The sequence below is a fragment of the Shouchella xiaoxiensis genome (assembly GCF_016907895.1).
GTDB classification, from domain to species: domain Bacteria; phylum Bacillota; class Bacilli; order Bacillales; family Bacillaceae_D; genus Shouchella; species Shouchella xiaoxiensis.
Genome location: NZ_JAFBCV010000010.1, coordinates 100,322 through 115,996, shown reverse-complemented (window position 1 = coordinate 115,996; position 15,675 = coordinate 100,322). Strand labels below are relative to the sequence as shown.

Annotated in this window: 17 protein-coding genes; 6 read left to right on the top strand and 11 right to left on the bottom strand. The window is 38.7% G+C overall.

The window, feature by feature from the left end:
* Positions 1-2: 2 nt before the first annotated feature.
* Positions 3-365 carry a DUF779 domain-containing protein gene (locus tag JOC54_RS15300; protein ID WP_054792708.1) on the top strand — a complete coding sequence of 121 codons (363 nt, stop codon included), beginning with the start codon at positions 3-5 and terminating at the stop codon, positions 363-365.
* Between the two features lie 243 nt (positions 366-608).
* On the opposite strand, the gene JOC54_RS15295 is transcribed toward JOC54_RS15300, so the two are convergent.
* From JOC54_RS15295 to JOC54_RS15270, 6 genes are all read right to left on the bottom strand, one after another.
* Positions 609-866 carry a hypothetical protein gene (locus JOC54_RS15295; protein ID WP_204467179.1) on the bottom strand — a complete coding sequence of 86 codons (258 nt, stop codon included), beginning with the start codon at positions 864-866 and terminating at the stop codon, positions 609-611.
* Positions 867-1,208: 342 nt separating this feature from the next.
* A complete protein-coding gene (locus tag JOC54_RS15290; RefSeq protein WP_204467177.1) occupies positions 1,209-1,412 on the bottom strand; it encodes a hypothetical protein in 204 nt (67 codons plus the stop codon).
* Positions 1,413-1,953: 541 nt separating this feature from the next.
* Complete coding sequence (locus JOC54_RS15285; RefSeq protein ID WP_054792710.1) at positions 1,954-2,787, bottom strand: metal ABC transporter permease; 834 nt, start codon at positions 2,785-2,787, stop codon at positions 1,954-1,956.
* Entirely contained in the window at positions 2,724-3,440 is a 717-nt protein-coding gene (locus tag JOC54_RS15280) for a metal ABC transporter ATP-binding protein (RefSeq protein WP_204467175.1), read from the bottom strand. The genes JOC54_RS15285 and JOC54_RS15280 overlap by 64 nt, the downstream gene beginning before the upstream one ends.
* Before the next feature lie 128 nt (positions 3,441-3,568).
* On the bottom strand, positions 3,569-5,119 hold the full coding sequence (locus JOC54_RS15275) for a metal ABC transporter solute-binding protein, Zn/Mn family (RefSeq protein ID WP_204467173.1): 1,551 nt from the start codon (positions 5,117-5,119) through the stop codon (positions 3,569-3,571).
* 73 nt (positions 5,120-5,192) lie between these two features.
* On the bottom strand, positions 5,193-6,179 hold the full coding sequence (locus JOC54_RS15270) for a ZinT family metal-binding protein (RefSeq protein WP_204467170.1): 987 nt from the start codon (positions 6,177-6,179) through the stop codon (positions 5,193-5,195).
* A gap of 230 nt (positions 6,180-6,409) precedes the next feature.
* Between JOC54_RS15270 and rpsN the strand changes: the two genes are divergently transcribed.
* Together rpsN and JOC54_RS15260 are read left to right on the top strand one after the other, a co-directional pair.
* Complete coding sequence (gene rpsN, locus JOC54_RS15265) at positions 6,410-6,661, top strand: 30S ribosomal protein S14 (RefSeq protein WP_204467333.1); 252 nt, start codon at positions 6,410-6,412, stop codon at positions 6,659-6,661.
* Positions 6,662-7,198: 537 nt separating this feature from the next.
* On the top strand, positions 7,199-7,594 hold the full coding sequence (locus tag JOC54_RS15260; protein WP_204467168.1) for a Fur family transcriptional regulator: 396 nt from the start codon (positions 7,199-7,201) through the stop codon (positions 7,592-7,594).
* 738 nt (positions 7,595-8,332) lie between these two features.
* On the opposite strand, the gene JOC54_RS15255 is transcribed toward JOC54_RS15260, so the two are convergent.
* Positions 8,333-9,355: an LCP family glycopolymer transferase gene (locus tag JOC54_RS15255; RefSeq protein ID WP_204467166.1), complete on the bottom strand. Its 1,023-nt coding sequence runs from the start codon at positions 9,353-9,355 to the stop codon at positions 8,333-8,335.
* A 264-nt stretch (positions 9,356-9,619) separates the two neighbouring features.
* A complete protein-coding gene (locus JOC54_RS15250) occupies positions 9,620-9,784 on the bottom strand; it encodes a hypothetical protein (RefSeq protein ID WP_204467163.1) in 165 nt (54 codons plus the stop codon).
* Positions 9,785-10,121: 337 nt separating this feature from the next.
* Here JOC54_RS15250 and JOC54_RS15245 point away from each other — a divergent pair, with 337 nt between their 5' ends.
* A complete protein-coding gene (locus tag JOC54_RS15245; protein WP_204467161.1) occupies positions 10,122-10,484 on the top strand; it encodes a hypothetical protein in 363 nt (120 codons plus the stop codon).
* 428 nt (positions 10,485-10,912) lie between these two features.
* Here the strand turns inward: JOC54_RS15245 and JOC54_RS15240 are convergent, their stop codons facing one another.
* On the bottom strand, positions 10,913-11,857 hold the full coding sequence (locus tag JOC54_RS15240; protein WP_204467159.1) for an ABC transporter substrate-binding protein: 945 nt from the start codon (positions 11,855-11,857) through the stop codon (positions 10,913-10,915).
* A gap of 143 nt (positions 11,858-12,000) precedes the next feature.
* Here JOC54_RS15240 and JOC54_RS15235 point away from each other — a divergent pair, with 143 nt between their 5' ends.
* On the top strand, positions 12,001-13,584 hold the full coding sequence (locus tag JOC54_RS15235) for an ABC transporter substrate-binding protein (protein ID WP_204467157.1): 1,584 nt from the start codon (positions 12,001-12,003) through the stop codon (positions 13,582-13,584).
* A gap of 100 nt (positions 13,585-13,684) precedes the next feature.
* Positions 13,685-14,407, top strand: coding sequence for a siderophore-iron reductase FhuF (gene fhuF, locus JOC54_RS15230; protein ID WP_204467155.1), 723 nt, complete (start codon positions 13,685-13,687; stop codon positions 14,405-14,407).
* Between the two features lie 15 nt (positions 14,408-14,422).
* Here the strand turns inward: fhuF and JOC54_RS15225 are convergent, their stop codons facing one another.
* Together JOC54_RS15225 and JOC54_RS15220 are read right to left on the bottom strand one after the other, a co-directional pair.
* A complete protein-coding gene (locus tag JOC54_RS15225; protein ID WP_204467153.1) occupies positions 14,423-14,692 on the bottom strand; it encodes a hypothetical protein in 270 nt (89 codons plus the stop codon).
* 96 nt (positions 14,693-14,788) lie between these two features.
* A complete protein-coding gene (locus tag JOC54_RS15220) occupies positions 14,789-15,667 on the bottom strand; it encodes a cation diffusion facilitator family transporter (protein WP_437183554.1) in 879 nt (292 codons plus the stop codon).
* Positions 15,668-15,675: the final 8 nt, after the last annotated feature.

The following is a 15,675-nucleotide window of genomic DNA, read 5'->3' as shown; positions in this document are numbered from 1 at the left end:
CAATGAGTCCAGTAAACCGAGTCGAAGCTACCGAGGAAGCGCGAGCGTTCATCGACTTTTTGAAAGAAAAGCATGGCCCGTTGATGTTTCATCAGTCGGGCGGCTGCTGCGATGGTAGTTCGCCAATGTGCTACCAGGCAGGCGAATTCTTAATTGGTGACAGTGATGTTCTCTTAGGTGACATTGCCGAGACGCCTTTTTACATGAACGCCGCTCAATATGATTACTGGAAGCACACGCAAATCATTGTCGATGTTGTTCCGGGGCGAGGCGGGATGTTTTCAATTGAAGGACCTGAAGGAAAACGGTTTTTGACTCGTTCAAGGGTGTTTACGAAAGATGAACTGGAAGAATTGCGTGGTTAAACGAAATGGTAGGTAATGGAGCTTGTATCTGTATGGTGTAAGCTCCTAACTTTTATTAACATCAAAAAAGGATATCCTCATGAACGTTACTCCCCGCAGAAGGAGAGCAATAAGGTATTCTAGCGTATATTGATTGCTGTAAACATTTTTAAAAAAAGCAACCGATTTTGGTTGCTTTTTTTAAAATGTTTAAGATGAAGATGTTTTTGTTAATACATTCGATGTAGCTCATTTATACTAGAATTAATTCTGTATTGGATAAACCAACTGATTGTCTACAAAAATGCGACAACTGATTGTAAAAAATCCACCGACCGAAGCTTTTACTGTTTTTACTTCGTTATTGTGATTCCGTAAGACCCCATTTAGAGTCCCTCTGAAGGAAAGACCTAAATTCTCATCTTGTAATTTTCCGTCAATATGTAATTTTTCACCGTTCATCCATGAGTTCGTTACTAGAATTTGCTGACCTTCGTACGTTAATTCAAATGATTTCTGCATGATTCGTCACGCCCCTAATTTGTTATTCATAAAAAGCAACTGTTAGTAATTCATCGTTTTGCTATACATCTTATCATTACAGTAAATGGACTCGTTCGTCAAAAAAAAGCCTAATTGATTGCTTTTATACGCTTCTCTACGGGGAGGTCAACAGCATACATGCTGATAACTCTGTTCATTTCCAGTGGGTAGAAATAGAACCCCCGAGGCTGAAAATCCAAAAATAGAACAAGCTTTTATTCTTGGAGGTATGATGGAGGAGCTATTAAATTATAAAAGTGACAGGCTCTTTTCCAAGTTAATCTCGCTTAGAAAGAATGAATAAATCGGCTATAATTATTTTTATTTCTCTTCAGGGGCACTCTTTTTTTTGAATGCCGTGTTGTAAACGATGATATTCACAACAAAAATAACAAGGGCAAACCAAGAAACGATCGTTGGTACGGGTAAAATATCGAGAAAACCTAAGATGGCAACGATCGGCATAAAGAAGATTGATCCAATTAACACAAAAGAAACCATTGGGTGGATAGTGTTTGAAGCCATGAGCAAACCTCCATTAAGTGTGTTGTTCTTCATAATATAAGCTTCTTAAAAAGAAAGTAGAAGACTTCTCTATTCCTTTACCCTTATCCGTAAAGATAAAACGTTACAAATAAGTTAGAGTGCAGTAGATGTAGGTCATTCTTTTTAATGAAAAGGGTATTTTCCTATGAATAGGAAAAAGCTTACTCTGGGGGAAGAGTAAGCTTTAGGGGGAATAAGTATACGTATACTTATTCCCGTGTGAATCGTGTTTAAACCTATTATCATGTTTAATTTGCGGAGAACTGAATATGTTCAACTCCGCTTGATTCATTTCGCACGATTCGTCTTCCGCGCTATCAATGACGAAGGTGACATCAATAAATACTAGATAGAGATTGACGGGAAGAGTTGCGTCTCATACTACCAGTACTTATCCGCCTTTTTCCAGTTGTTATAGATTTGTTATTAGATGACGTTTCAGTAAAGGTTTCATTCTCTCCAGATAGGTTGTCATAAGACTCCATTACCCGCTTTTTTACGTTTGGTTCAATTGCCTCCACTAGTTGGATTTCTGAACTTTTCTACTAACTAAAGTTAATATATACTTTAGCAAGATAGTTAAAATAAAGATAAGAATTAAGATCAATGTAATGGTTGCTCCTGGTGGTGTACCATACTCATAAGAAGCAAATAACCCACTCAACATACCGGTTAGTGCGACAGGTATACCGATAATGATCGTACTAGTAAAACTTTTACTCATTCGCATGGATATGGCGGCTGGTAAGATTAAAATAGCCGAGACTAATAACGAGCCAACGATGGGCATAATAATCGCTATTGTCACTCCAGTTAAGACGTTAAACACGATGGACATCGACTTTACTGGCAATCCGGCTGTAAAAGCTGTTTCTTCATCAAAAATTAAAACATACATGGCTTTTCGAAAAAGGACAAATAGGATCACAATAATAGTAGCAAGGATGTAAAGCATCCAAACTTGGTCCAAACTAATGGTTACAATTGAGCCAAATAAGAATTGATTGATGTTTAGCGTCGTTCCGCCTTGATTTAAACTCATTAAAAATAGAGCTAAGGCCATGCCGGCAGACATTAGAATAGCTATTGAAACCTCCGAGTATGAACGATACAACATGCGTACATATTCAAGTATAATTGCAACTGCAACGACCATTATAATGTTTGACCAAGTCGGGTTGATGCTTACCAATAATCCCAATGCAACACCAGCTAATGAAACGTGAGCTAGTGTATCTGCCATTAATGATTGTCTACGTAGAATAAGAAATAAACCAAGAAGTGGTGCGATTATTGAGATGAGAATGGAGGCTTGGAAAGCTCTTTGCATGAATCCATAGAGAAACATCTCCACGGTAAGTCCTCCTTTCTTATAAGCTCGATATGCTTGTTACAGTAATCTTTCAATTCATCATGATCATGAGAGACCATTAAAATACCTTTCCCGTGAGCATCACAGTTGTGCTTTAGTAATTTGTAGAATGCTTCTCGTGATTTTACATCCATTCCTGTCGTGGGTTCATCAAGAATAAATAAATCGGGGTCCGTCGCAAATACACGCGCTATGGAAATACGTTGTTTTTGTCCGCCAGACAGCTCCCCAATTCGTTTATGACGCATGTTCCACATCCCGACTGAATCCAAAGAGCGTTTTACTTGCTCTTTATCTGATTTGCTTAACGGTTTTAACCATCTTCCTCTCTGGTAACGACCCGACTGTACTAATTCGAGTACAGTGCTAGGAAAGCCGACATTGAAAGAGGCAACTTGTTGTGGTACGTATCCAACGACAAGCTTATCGCCAGATTGGTTTGTATTAGCAAGGGTGACACTCCCTACAGTGGGTTTTAATAATCCTAAAATGTTACGTAATAACGTAGTTTTAGCAGCGCCATTTTCGCCTGTTAACATGACGAAATCACCAGGGTTTAGCTGAAATGAAATATTGGTTAGGACAAGTTCATTTTGGTAGTGAAAAGAAAGGTCGTTTACTTTAATGTAAGTCATGGTATCACTCTCTTTCCATTAGCTTTCTTTAAATACAGTAAAAACAACACGAAAAAGAAAGCTAACTAGCAACTAATAGTTTGTCTAATTAGCCCTCCTAAATGATAAATATATAAAATGAACGATTATTAATTAATGCTAACTAGCAACGATTCGAGATTGTGGCGCATAGCCTCTAAGTAACCTAATTCGTTCTCGAGCAATTCCTCAGATAATACTTCTAAATCGTAAAGTACAGCCGTATCTGTTCCTGTTTCGGTGGCAACTGTTTGCGCAATTGAAGAGCTAGCACCTTGCTGATAATAAATAACGGGTACGTTGTTTTCTTTAACTAAATTTCCTATTTCAGCCATTCGTGAAGGACTAGGCTCCACTTCTGTAGATAGCCCTCCAATGGCAATTTGTTCTAAGTTGTATCTATCTGCTAGGTAACCAAATGCTTGGTGTTGGACAACAAAAGCTCGGTTCTCAGCGTCTTTTAAAGCAGTTTCGTACTCTTGATTTAGGGACTGTAATTCTTCTATAAACGTTTTGGCATTTTCTTCATAGATGTCTTTGCCTTCGGGATCAGCTTCTATTAGTGCATCTCGAATCACTGCAACTTGATCTTGTGCCAATACAGGGTCAAGCCAAATATGTGGATCTTGATCATCGTGATCATCAATTAATACAGAAACAGGCTCTGATTCGATGTAAACATTGTGATTGTCATCATAAAGAACGGCTTTTACATCGAAACTCGTTCCCGTTGTGGTATATTCAAAATAGTTGGTAACTTGATCTGAAACAGCTTGCCATTCGTCATGGGACTCTTCTTTCATAAACCAGTGCCAATGATCATAGCTAGTTTCTTCATTTAATTCCGCAGCTAGCGTCACGACATCTCCAGTATGATAGTGATCTGCAACGCCTTTAATGTCAATTTGTGTTTCAGTTGAGTTCGTATCATGATTATCTTCACTGTGTTCCTGATCTTTTTCCTCGTGATTATGATCATCGTGGTTATCAATCGTAATGGTTACTGGGTCAGATTCAGCGTAAATAGTATGTTCGTTATCATAAAGAACAGCTTGGATTTCAAAACTTTCTTCAGGTGCTGTAATTGAAAAAGTCTCTGTACTTTGACCAGAAACAGCCTGCCATTCTTGTGATGCATCGTCCCGTTGGTACCAATGCCAATGATCAAAATTGGTGTTGCCAGATAATTCTGCTGTGAGCACAATTTCATCTTCAGTATGATAGTGGTGGGCAACTCCGCTAATTGAAATGACTTCCTGAGTTGATGCTTCATCTGTGCGATCGTGTTGTGTTGTATTGTTAAGTCCATCTGCAGCGCGTGCAACGATGAGTTTGTCGTTTTCTAATGTGTTAAACAAACTGTTTACCCAAAATTCCATTTCTTCACTACTATAAACAAATACATCTGCTTGATTAACAGTAGCTACATCTTGAGCGCTAGGTTCGTACGAATGAGCATCTTGACCTTGCGAAACCATCAATTGAACATCAGCTCTATCTCCAGCGACCTGTTTCGTAAATTCGTACATTGGTAAGAAGGAAGCAACAACATTTAACTCTGGTTGAGTTTGGTCTTCACCCTCATTCTGAGACTGGCATCCAAATAAACATGCTATTGCAAAAAAATAAATAGAAAGACGGTAAAATGTAGTTTGTTTCATTTGAAGTGCTCCTTTATTAAGACATATAACAAAATGAGAGAGAAGAGCAACAATCGGCCCTTCTCAATCATTTTTAATGAGCTAGTTGATCGCGGATAATTCCATCTGCGTCGAGGTTAGACGGATAATAGGTTGGCCAATTCGTAACTTCCTCTAGTAATTCTTCACGATTGTCCCCCCAATAAAGATGAAAATGACTTGATACTTCTGGGGCTATAATGTGGTCACTAAACTGTATATATTGAGGCATGTTCTCTGCTTCTTCTGATAATGCATAGATAAAACGAACGCCTCGATTCCCTTTTTCATATGTCAGAATCTCATAGCCATCATATTCATAGTCACCTGAATATTCTTGTCCGTCTTGCTGGAACGTTACGTTGCCGTTATCAATTACAATCCGTTCGACATCTGTTTCATAGCCAATATCATAATAATCTTTGTATTCTTCTGGAGTCATGTCCCCTTCTTCTGCTTTATGTTCAAATACCTCATCTAAACTGCCATCCAATAAGTAAGGGTAGACTGATTGCCAATCTCCTTCCCAATCACTTAATTCACGATCTTGTACTTGTTCATCTTCAAAGTAACCTTGATAAATTTGTCTACTTTCTTCGTCATGACCATGGTGATCGTCAATAACAATAACGACAGGTTCCGATTCCGCAAATACTTCGTGGTCATCATTGTAGAGCGTTGCTTTAACTTCTAGACCATCAACACTTGCTTCCTCTGAGAAAGAATCTCCTTGTTGGCCAGAAGCTACTTCCCAATCAGTTTGATCACTTTCTTTTATGTACCAATGCCAGTGGTCATAATCAACGTCCTCATTTAAACTGGCAGTCAACTCAATCGTGTCACCAGTATGATAGTGATCACCTAATCCCTCAATTGTAATGTCGGCAGACTCAGGAGAATCCTCATCTTCATTAGTGGTTTCTTCGTCAGCAGCTGTTTGATCTGACGTATTTGTATTTGACGTTTCCTCTTCCGCATCTTGACAAGCTACTAATGAGACACTCAAAGCAATTGCACTTAAATAGAATAATGATTTTTTCAAAAAATAAACTCCCTCTCCGTTTCATGATGTTAATCGTAATGATTACGTTTTATAGATTAAATTCATAATGGCAATTTGTCAAGACAATAATTTGAAATCTTTTAACTCGCGAGTGTATGAAAAACAGAGTTGTTAATTTAAAATGAACATGATATAATTCGTAATCATTACGATTTGTTAGGTTAAAATACAATAAGAAGAGGTGTGAAGAACATGGCAAAAAATCAAAAATCGCAAAAGAAGAAAAACGAAAAGCATTGGTTCAACAGTATGCAGAAATAAGAAAGGAATTAAAGAAAAAAGGGGATTATGCTGCTCTTGCAAAATTACCTAGAGATTCATCTCCAGCACGATTAACGAGAAGATGTAGATTAACGGGTAGACCAAAAGGGGTATTAAGAGACTTTGAATTATCAAGAATAGCATTTAGAGAATTAGCTCACAAAGGACAGATTCCAGGTGTTAAGAAATCAAGTTGGTAAAGAGGGTTAGTCAAATTTTTTTGGGGATTAAATCGTAATTAATACGATTTGTTGATGATTCTATTTTAACTTCTTGTTAAAGTGCTAGTAAAGTATAGTAGTAGAAATCGACAAATTTTAAAAGTTGCGGTCTTTTTAAACGACATGAGCGAGGTCAATCTTGATGCTGAGTTAATGGAACCAAGCAGAGGATTTTTAAAAATAGAGGAAAAGCTTGGTGAACGTTACATAGGTAAAGAGGCTTGCTAGTAGGGAGGACATTGAGTACACCTTTCTAGAGTCTGCTGGTCGTAACAAACCTTTGTCTGTCGCTCATCCGTTTTCTTATGTTGATGAATAGGTGATTTTCGAACTTACTCACTTTTTGGTTGGACGATTGAAGAAGTGACTTGTTAGCGAACACAGAAATAGCTAGTGGTGTGGTAGAGATCGTATGAAACGACCTCTTCCTTATTAATCATTTAGGTTAATGGTTGAATGGCGGTGTAGGTTGAAATGGATTTTGAAAAATGTGTTCGCTTTCTTGAAAGAGAGGGAGTGCGATGCACTACTCAGAGAAAAGCGATTGTAACGTATATGCTTAACAATAAAAATCATCCAACGGCTAAGGATATTTATGAATTCCTTGCTAGCAAGAACTACAGTAGTAGCCTAGCAAACGTATATGCAAATTTAGAGTTACTAGAAAGGATAAACCTTATTCGTACTATTGCATACGGAAAATTTCCATCAAGATATGAATTAACTAGTGAACCGTTGCATTCCCATATTGTTTGTGTGCAGTGCGGCAGCTTAAGAGATCTTAAGACAGTAAACATAATGGAAGAAACATCAACATCTATTATGAACGACACTGGTTATTTACTTGTTAGTTTGAGTTTTGAACTGAAGGGACTTTGTCCGGACTGTGATCAATCTGTTCAAACGTTTTGAGGTAATTTGGTTAAGAATCAATTAAAGAAGAAATGAGGGAAAAAAATGAATGCCATCAATATAAGAACATATGTTCGAAAATATTTGTTGCAGCACGCAATGATTTATAAAAAATACAGATTAACGAACAATAACGTACTACATGTAATAGACAGTGACTTTATAATCGGAGAGATTATAGATTCATCAGATGAAGAGATTGAGGTTTTCAATAATGTGTTTGTTAACATGGATCCTGAGAGAATTTATGATTACTTAGAATATATGGCTGATCTATATATAAAGACAAATAGTTAGATGTTAGCATAAGAGTGCAACTGTTCTGAGAGATTTTGAAACAATTTTGTTATGTAGCAGCAGTCTTTAGCAGAACCGTTGAATTTCGTTGCTTTGCTAAAGAATACACCGGGACCCATTATGGTAGGGGGTGTCGGTTTATTGTTAGTTATCAATTGTGTGGAACTAGGAAGCTCCTTTATTAGTAATTGTCAAATTATTAAGAAATATAACACCGTATTATAAGCTATTAAATAATTCTTATCTAACGAGTGATTACTTATTGTGGAACAATTGCGTTAGAGGAATTCCTGGAAGTAAGCTCTTGTCCTATTTAATGAAAGTTTTCCTTTCTCTTTACGCTATTTAAAATTAAAAATGAAAAGAAAATCTTCCAAAGTTGGATCGATCTTCTCTTCATTATGTTCGCACACTTTTTAAATCATAGCTATTTATTTAAGATTAATTGTATTGTAGAGCTGGCGACCGAGTTTCAACAGTAAGCCCTAAATGCTCTTTAATCGCTGTTTGAATTTCAAGTAAACCATCTTCATCATAATCCTCATACCAAATACTGTTTCCATACGTATCTAGACGACGGTCGCCCGTTGTTTGAAGCTGCTGCGATTCGATTGAATTTATAGAAGAAGCATAGCCGTGAAGCGATAAGAGATTAGCAAAGCTTAAATCAAGCTGCATGTTGTTGCCGATTGCGTCAAAGACATCATCAAATCGAGTAATACTTGAAAAAGATGCCACGCGATCAATGATGGCTTCAATCACCTGTTGTTGGCGAATCCCTCTGCCTTTATCCCCGCCACCTGCGGCAGATTTACGTTCTCTGGCGTACGCAAGAGCTTTCTCCCCATCCATTTGTGTCGGGCCTTCCGTAAATACGAAATCAACGTTTCGGCTTTTTTCTTTAAATTCAAATTCATAGGTCACATCAACCGTAATGCCATCAAGTGCATTAATGACATCAACTAAGCCATCGAACCGTAGTAACGCGTAGTGATCAATTGGAATATCTAGAAGGTTCTCAACCGTATCGATGGCCATATCAATACCACCAAAAGCATTGGCATGATTAATTTTGTCATAAAATTCTCCGTCGCGGTAGCCGACGATCTTCGTATACGTATCACGGGGAATGCTCGTGAGAAGGATCGACCCCTCTTCTTTATTAAAAGTAGCCACAATCATCGTATCTGTTCGTTCGCCACCATCACCTTCGCGGTAATCACTACCTAGTAAAAGCATCGAGAAATTATCTTTTCCAATATCGACTGGTTCTGTACGCCGTTCTGATTTATCCCCACGATCAAGTCCTTGATAGGCGCCTGTAGCTGTTTCGCTCAGCTGATTATACATATAGAAAGCGCCACTACCAAGAAGGACTAAAGCTACAGCAGAGACCGTTAATAGAACCTTTAGAATGAATCGATTACGCTTTCTCTTAGGCTGCCGTGCATCCTGTCTTCCCAACTACCATTCCGCCTCTCGTTTAAGTGAACTTTTCCAAGATACGCTACATCTATAGCTATGCATATCCTGTTTATTTATGAAAATACAATTATATTAATTAAAAGAACTAAAATGATTATACATGATCTTACCCTTTTGCGTAAAATATCAAGAAAAAAATAGTTTCTGTACTACAAGGAGCATTATTAATTGGTAAATACATAATTCTTTTTTAATGGGTGAAAATACTGATTCGAGGTCATTCTGCTAAAAAAATAGAGCAGGTTAATTTCCCTGCTCTTTCTGCACAATTTCTAACCCTTTTCTAACTAAATCAAAATAGGCAGCTGACCACGTAGCATGGCCTTGCTCCTCGGCATATCGTTTAACTTTCTCATCTAATACAACAGGCACCCGCATGTCTCTTCGAACAGTATTAACTTTTCTCATACGCTAAAAACCCCCAAAAAAAAATACAGCACAGTTCCATATCTTTCCTTGACTACGCTTTAATTCGAAGGTATGTTAGCTATATGATACTTTTGTACGTCTAACGTGTGTTGCTTGTACGTTGATTTTAGCTAACTTGTGAATTAAGCGACAGTAAGGATGTTAAATTCGGCCGTCAATCGAATTTATGCAAGTATAACAAAGTTTAGCGTGCAAAAGTATCTACTTTAGACCTAATTAATTAACTCATATGGTAAAAACTATAAAATATACCAGTTTAGGTCTTTCTAGTAATTCTTTTGGAGTAACGAATTAAATGAAAAGAAAGGAGTTAATCATGGATATTGATGGGAAGAATTGTTCTGTTACAATTAATGGAAAGCAGTTCAAAGGAGACCATATCTCTATATCTAATGAAGGGAAAATTAAGGTTGATGGTGAGGAAGTAGCAACAACAAGCAATCACTCTATGTTTCAGGTCACTATAAACAATCATGTAGAACAAATTTACAGTAGATCTCCGATTAAGATTACTGGTGCAGTTTCTGGAAATGTCTACTCCAATGCAACTATTTTTGCTAAAGATATATATGGGAATGTTAAAGCAGGGAACTCAATCTTTTGTCAAACAATTGATGGAAAAGCGGAAGCTCATTCTGGAATTAAATTTAACTCTATTAAAAATAAACACAATAGTTGATTTTATCTAACTTCTGTAACCGCTATTATATGAAGGAGGTTTTCTCATTGATATTTAAAGAAAAAGCATCCGTAATCAAGTCGTTCAGCAAGCCTTTGCTCGATTTAAATGATATTGCATTTCTTATGGAGTTATCCATCTACGAAGTACGGGAGTTATTCAGACGGGATGCGACTTTTCCCAATCCACTAAAATATGAAAATCGTTTGACTCCTCTTTTCGTTAAGGAAGAAGTGTATTCCTACTATATGAAGAGGAAACAGATAAAAAGAAAATTTCATTAAACGAAAACTATCAATTGTCTTAAAAGTATATTCACGGTTGGGCTGTAAGAATCCTTTTTTTAATCAAATACTTTAAAAAAGAGACTATCAAAAATGCTCCTTAATAAAGAAAAGGACCATCCGGCAAGAGATGATCCTTTTCTTCTACTCTTCGATAAATTCTTCTTCGATCTGATCAATGACTAAATCAATCGCAATTGGTCCGTAATAACCAATCCACAATCCGGTGTTTTTACGGTAAATATGATCGGATTGAACTGCGCTTAATCCTTCCCAGATAGATGTGTTCTCAAATGATGCTGTCAACGCTTCGTTTGTTTCATCTTGAAGCATAAAGAGGTGGTCTGCGCCTAGTTCTGGCATTGACTCTAACGAAATCATCGTGCTTGTATCGCCAGAAGCTTCAGCCATTTCTGGTGGAGTTAAACCGAGATCCTCATAAAGAATTTGAGCAGTGCGATGAGCAGTTGTATGTAAACGAATCATATCATCGCGTGGGCGAATGAGGGCAACGGTTTCGTCACCGACATTCGTCTCTAGGCTTTCTTTTAATTCGTTCACTTTCTCATCATAGGCGGTAATTAATTGTTCAGCTTCGTCCTGCTGATCCAAAATGAGTCCAAATGATAAAAGAACGGATTGCCAATCTTCCATGCGGTCAAACATAACCGTAGGTGCAATTGTTTCAAGCTGATCATAAATGTCTTCGTGGGTATCTGTGGCAATGATCAAATCGGGCTCTAGCGCTAGGATGCCTTCCAAACTCGGTTCCAAATAGGTCCCCAGCAAGCTTACCTCACCTGGCTCATCTCCTAAGTATTCCGGTAGACCATTGTCCGTTTCCGCATAAACCGTACCAACAGGCTGCTCTCCAAGGGCAATCATATGATCGAGGAATTGAACATCCAGAACAGCGACTTTTTCTGGTACAGCGGATCGTGTATATTCTCCTTTTAAATGCTCGATCGTTTCGCCAGATGCTTGATCCGGTGCTTGCGGTTCCTCCTCTGAGCCACTCGAACAAGCTCCGAGAATAAATGCTATGATAAGTAGACTCAAGGAATTCTGGGTCTTTTTGTGCGTTTTCATCACGTTATATCCCTGCTTTCAATTGATAGTGAGAATCATAATCAACTATAATCATATAAAAGAGGCTTTCAAGCGTCCATGGACATTTCCGTCTTGACAGAAACATTCCCGTCTTTTACTACTTTGAAGGAGGTTCACTCTCCGTGACAATTGAAAACTGCGACAGACTAGATTGGCTTTATCATTTAAAAGAAATTACTACTTTTGAAAATAAAACGGCGCTCACACTAAAACAAAATCATCATGGAATTCTATTGTGCACAAATAGCCAGGCTGACCTCAGCACATCTACAACACATCATCAGACAGGGAACAAACAAATTGTTTTAGTGGATGCTCTTTTTGAAAAAGCAAATCAGATTGAGTTTACCCGATCCACAAGTGGTTACTTTGTGCAATTTCTCGTTTTAAAAGAGGAGGAAAGCGGTATCTATCAGCCAGCGCCATTTCCCCTTTCAATCGTTGATGTAGATTCTTGGCTTGCTGTTGAGAAAGTTAAAGAAATGAAGCGGCGGTTGATGGACTCTTCCTATCAAGGACTGCTTCAGGCAAATGCGCTCTTTCAGGAATGGCTTCTTCTCCTTTGCGATAATCAAACGAAGAATCAGTCTGTGAATGAGGTGATTGAAAGCAGCAAGGTGTATATTGATACACATTACCAACGTGAGCTTACGCGAGAAGTACTTGCACAGCGGGCGGGGCTTCATGTGGACTATTACTCAAGGAAATTCAAACAGCTGTACAAGATGAGTCCGATCGCGTACGTCAATAATGTTCGGATGAAGCAAGCAAAGAAACTTTTGTTGGAGTCGAAGGCAGGCGTCAACATGATTGCGAGAAAGGTAGGCTTTAATGATGAGTTTTACTTTAGTCGTAAATTTAAACAACAGGAAGGTTTTTCACCTACTGTGTATGTGAACACCATTAAGCGATCAACAAAAATTGCTTCGCTCAATCACTTAGTTACGGGGCATTTATTGGCGCTCAATTTAGAACCGTATGCGGCAATTATGAATTCATCATTCCCCGCAGTGAATCGTTTGAGTCAAACGCTATCGCTTGGAGAGGACGGACCAGATTTAGAAAAGCTTCTAGCTACAAAACCGGAGTTAATCTTACGAAGTGGGTCAACGACCGCTCCTAAATCGAGAAAGGAAGACTTATATGCGCAAATTGCCCCAACCATCACGCTTGATTTTGAAGAAAATTGGCGTGTGCATTTGGAACGCATTGCAGCATTAATTGGGCGTGAGCGAGAATCGGAACGGTTTCTACAACGCTACATGGAAAAAGCAACGAGCGTGAGACAGAGAATAAAGGAACGGATTGGCAGCGGGACGGTGTTAGTGGTTGGAGTAGGGGAAGACAATCAATGTGTGTATGGGACGCGAAATATCGGCACGGTCATTTACGGAGATTTGCAGTTGCAGGCGCCTGCTGGAATTAAACAGATTGCGCATTATCAAGAAGTTAGCCTCGCAGACATTGCAGCTTATGAGCCTGATTACATCTTGTTAACGGTGTATCGAAAAAACAATCGAATCCCTAACTCCGAAACGATTCGGAAGCAAATCGCAACGTTTAAGCAAGATCGAATGTGGCAATCGCTCGAAGCTGTGCAGCGTCAAAGAGTGTATCCGATTTTTGCAGAAAAACATTTATACACAAGCTACAACGCCCTTTCTCACGATCTGATGCTGACTAAAATGGCACAACTCATCCAGTAAAAGTCGGAAATTCCTAAAAAACCTGTGCTTTTATCTATGTTCAACCGCTTTAGGTCAAGCCATACTAACGGAATGAACGGTAAAAAAGGTGTTGAAGCATATGAAAAACAGGAGACTTGAAGAGTTAAGTCAATTTAATGTACAGTCGCGCCCCTCTGGTCAAGAAGCTGTCACTGTAGAAAACCTATCTATCAATGAAAACAGTCGTGCTTTTTTTACGGCATATATGAATAAGATTCAAGCGCCAAATTTAAAAATAGCAGCTTCACTCTTTATAAAGCATTACGCTCGCGTAACCATCGTGCCAACGTTAGCGCATTTAGCAAAGGAAAACGGGGCATTTCGTTTGCCACCAGCACAAATTAGCTTAGCCGAAAATTATAAAACGCTCTATGTAAGGGATCTAGACTCGCTTTGGGTGGATTGTTCATCCGAAGCAAGTAGGGAGCAACTACTATCCGAGTTATTTGCGCAACATATTACGCCATTTCTAAAAGCAATTAAAGAAACAACTGCCGTATCACACAGGATTCTTTGGGAAAACGTTGCAGTTCGCATCAATTCCCATTACAGAAAGATGCTTAAGGCAGATCCTGACAAAGAAGTGGAAAAGCAACTGATTGCCGATTTTAACTTCTTGAAGCAGGCTGATGGGCGGCTGTTTCATTGTAACGATAATCCACTTAGCTCTTTTTTACAGTTGGAGCATGACGGAACTCCTTTAAAGCAAAGACGAACGTGTTGCTTTAACTATTTGGTAGGAAAACAAGAATACTGCACGATTTGCCCACTAACAAAAACCGCTCTCAATCAGACAGACTGAGAGCGGTTTTGTGGATTATTCATCCCAATAGTAATCATAGGAATCGATTATTTTTTCAAATGTCGACGTCTCTTCATCCCATTGAAGAACCGTCATTTCACCAACGGAATTGTAGATAATTACTTTGTTATCACCAAAGGGGAAGACCGTGTCAGAATTTGAGTACGTTTCAATTGATTGAGGGAAATCCTGATAATGATAAGGCTCGTTTGTTCTTCCGAGGATAATAAGAATTAAACAGACTAAGATTGCAATAAGAATGCCACGATTTGCATGTTCCTTCATGATGAACTCCTTTTTATCTTGATTCATTCAAGTTCGCTAAAAAAAGACAGTTTCCTCCTATTATAGAAAGAAACCCTTTATCTTCGCAATAAAGGGTTAGGACTGAGGTTCGACATGGACATGAACGTCGAGCGCCTGATGTTGCTGTTTAACTTGATTTTCAACGAGGGTTGAAATATTATGCGCCTCTGTAAACGAAATGGTCTGATCCAGTTCGATAACAAGATCGACAATCAAATTGTTGCCGTAATAGCGGGCTTTGACGCGCTTAACAGAAAGCACTTGTTCAATTTGTTCCGTTGTTGCTTCGATTTGTTCAAGCTCTGATTCGGAAACGCCGTCCGTTAGCGAATGAGAGGAGTTTCTGAAAATGCCCCAAGCGGTGTGACAGATAATCAGTCCAACGATAATTGCAAGCACTGGGTCTAGCCAGGCAATGCCAAACTGAGCCCCGATAATACCGAGCGTCGCCCCAAGGCTGACTAAGGCATCAGATAAATTGTCTTTAGCAACGGAATCGATCGCTTGGCTATTAATTTTCTTTGCAAGTTTGCGATTGTATAAATAAACAAACATCATAACGACAAAACCAAATCCGCCAACCCATGCTGCAATCGGATCGGGGGCATGGTAATTTCCAGTATAAAAAGAGCTAATTGCATCGATTAATACTTGAATACCAACAACCATGATAATAAACGAGGCGATTAGGGCAGCGATTGACTCCGCCTTCCAGTGACCATACGGGTGATCTTTATCCGGTGGTTTTTGAGAAACACGTAAGCCAATTAACACGGCAATTGAAACGACAATATCGGTCACATTGTTAAAGCCGTCCGCTCGCAGCGCGATCGAACCAGCATAAATCCCAATCGTCAATTTTAGCGCAGCGAGAATCATGTACGTAACCAGACTCAGCAAAGCCCCGCGTTCTCCATATCGTAAATCCTGATATTTTTCTTCCAACCGAATCACTCCCAAAA

What these genes read in the sequence shown, in the direction of transcription:
- JOC54_RS15290 (WP_204467177.1), bottom strand. Translation starts at nt 1,412, where the DNA reads ATGGCTTCAAACACTATCCACCCAATGGTTTCTTTTGTGTTAATTGGA.
- JOC54_RS15240 (WP_204467159.1), bottom strand. Translation starts at nt 11,857, where the DNA reads ATGAAAACGCACAAAAAGACCCAGAATTCCTTGAGTCTACTTATCATA.
- JOC54_RS15295 (WP_204467179.1), bottom strand. Translation starts at nt 866, where the DNA reads ATGCAGAAATCATTTGAATTAACGTACGAAGGTCAGCAAATTCTAGTA.
- JOC54_RS15300 (WP_054792708.1), top strand. Translation starts at nt 3, where the DNA reads ATGAGTCCAGTAAACCGAGTCGAAGCTACCGAGGAAGCGCGAGCGTTC.
- JOC54_RS15250 (WP_204467163.1), bottom strand. Translation starts at nt 9,784, where the DNA reads ATGAGAAAAGTTAATACTGTTCGAAGAGACATGCGGGTGCCTGTTGTA.
- JOC54_RS15280 (WP_204467175.1), bottom strand. Translation starts at nt 3,440, where the DNA reads ATGACTTACATTAAAGTAAACGACCTTTCTTTTCACTACCAAAATGAA.
- fhuF (WP_204467155.1), top strand. Translation starts at nt 13,685, where the DNA reads ATGAAAAACAGGAGACTTGAAGAGTTAAGTCAATTTAATGTACAGTCG.
- JOC54_RS15245 (WP_204467161.1), top strand. Translation starts at nt 10,122, where the DNA reads ATGGATATTGATGGGAAGAATTGTTCTGTTACAATTAATGGAAAGCAG.
- JOC54_RS15275 (WP_204467173.1), bottom strand. Translation starts at nt 5,119, where the DNA reads ATGAAACAAACTACATTTTACCGTCTTTCTATTTATTTTTTTGCAATA.
- JOC54_RS15225 (WP_204467153.1), bottom strand. Translation starts at nt 14,692, where the DNA reads ATGAAGGAACATGCAAATCGTGGCATTCTTATTGCAATCTTAGTCTGT.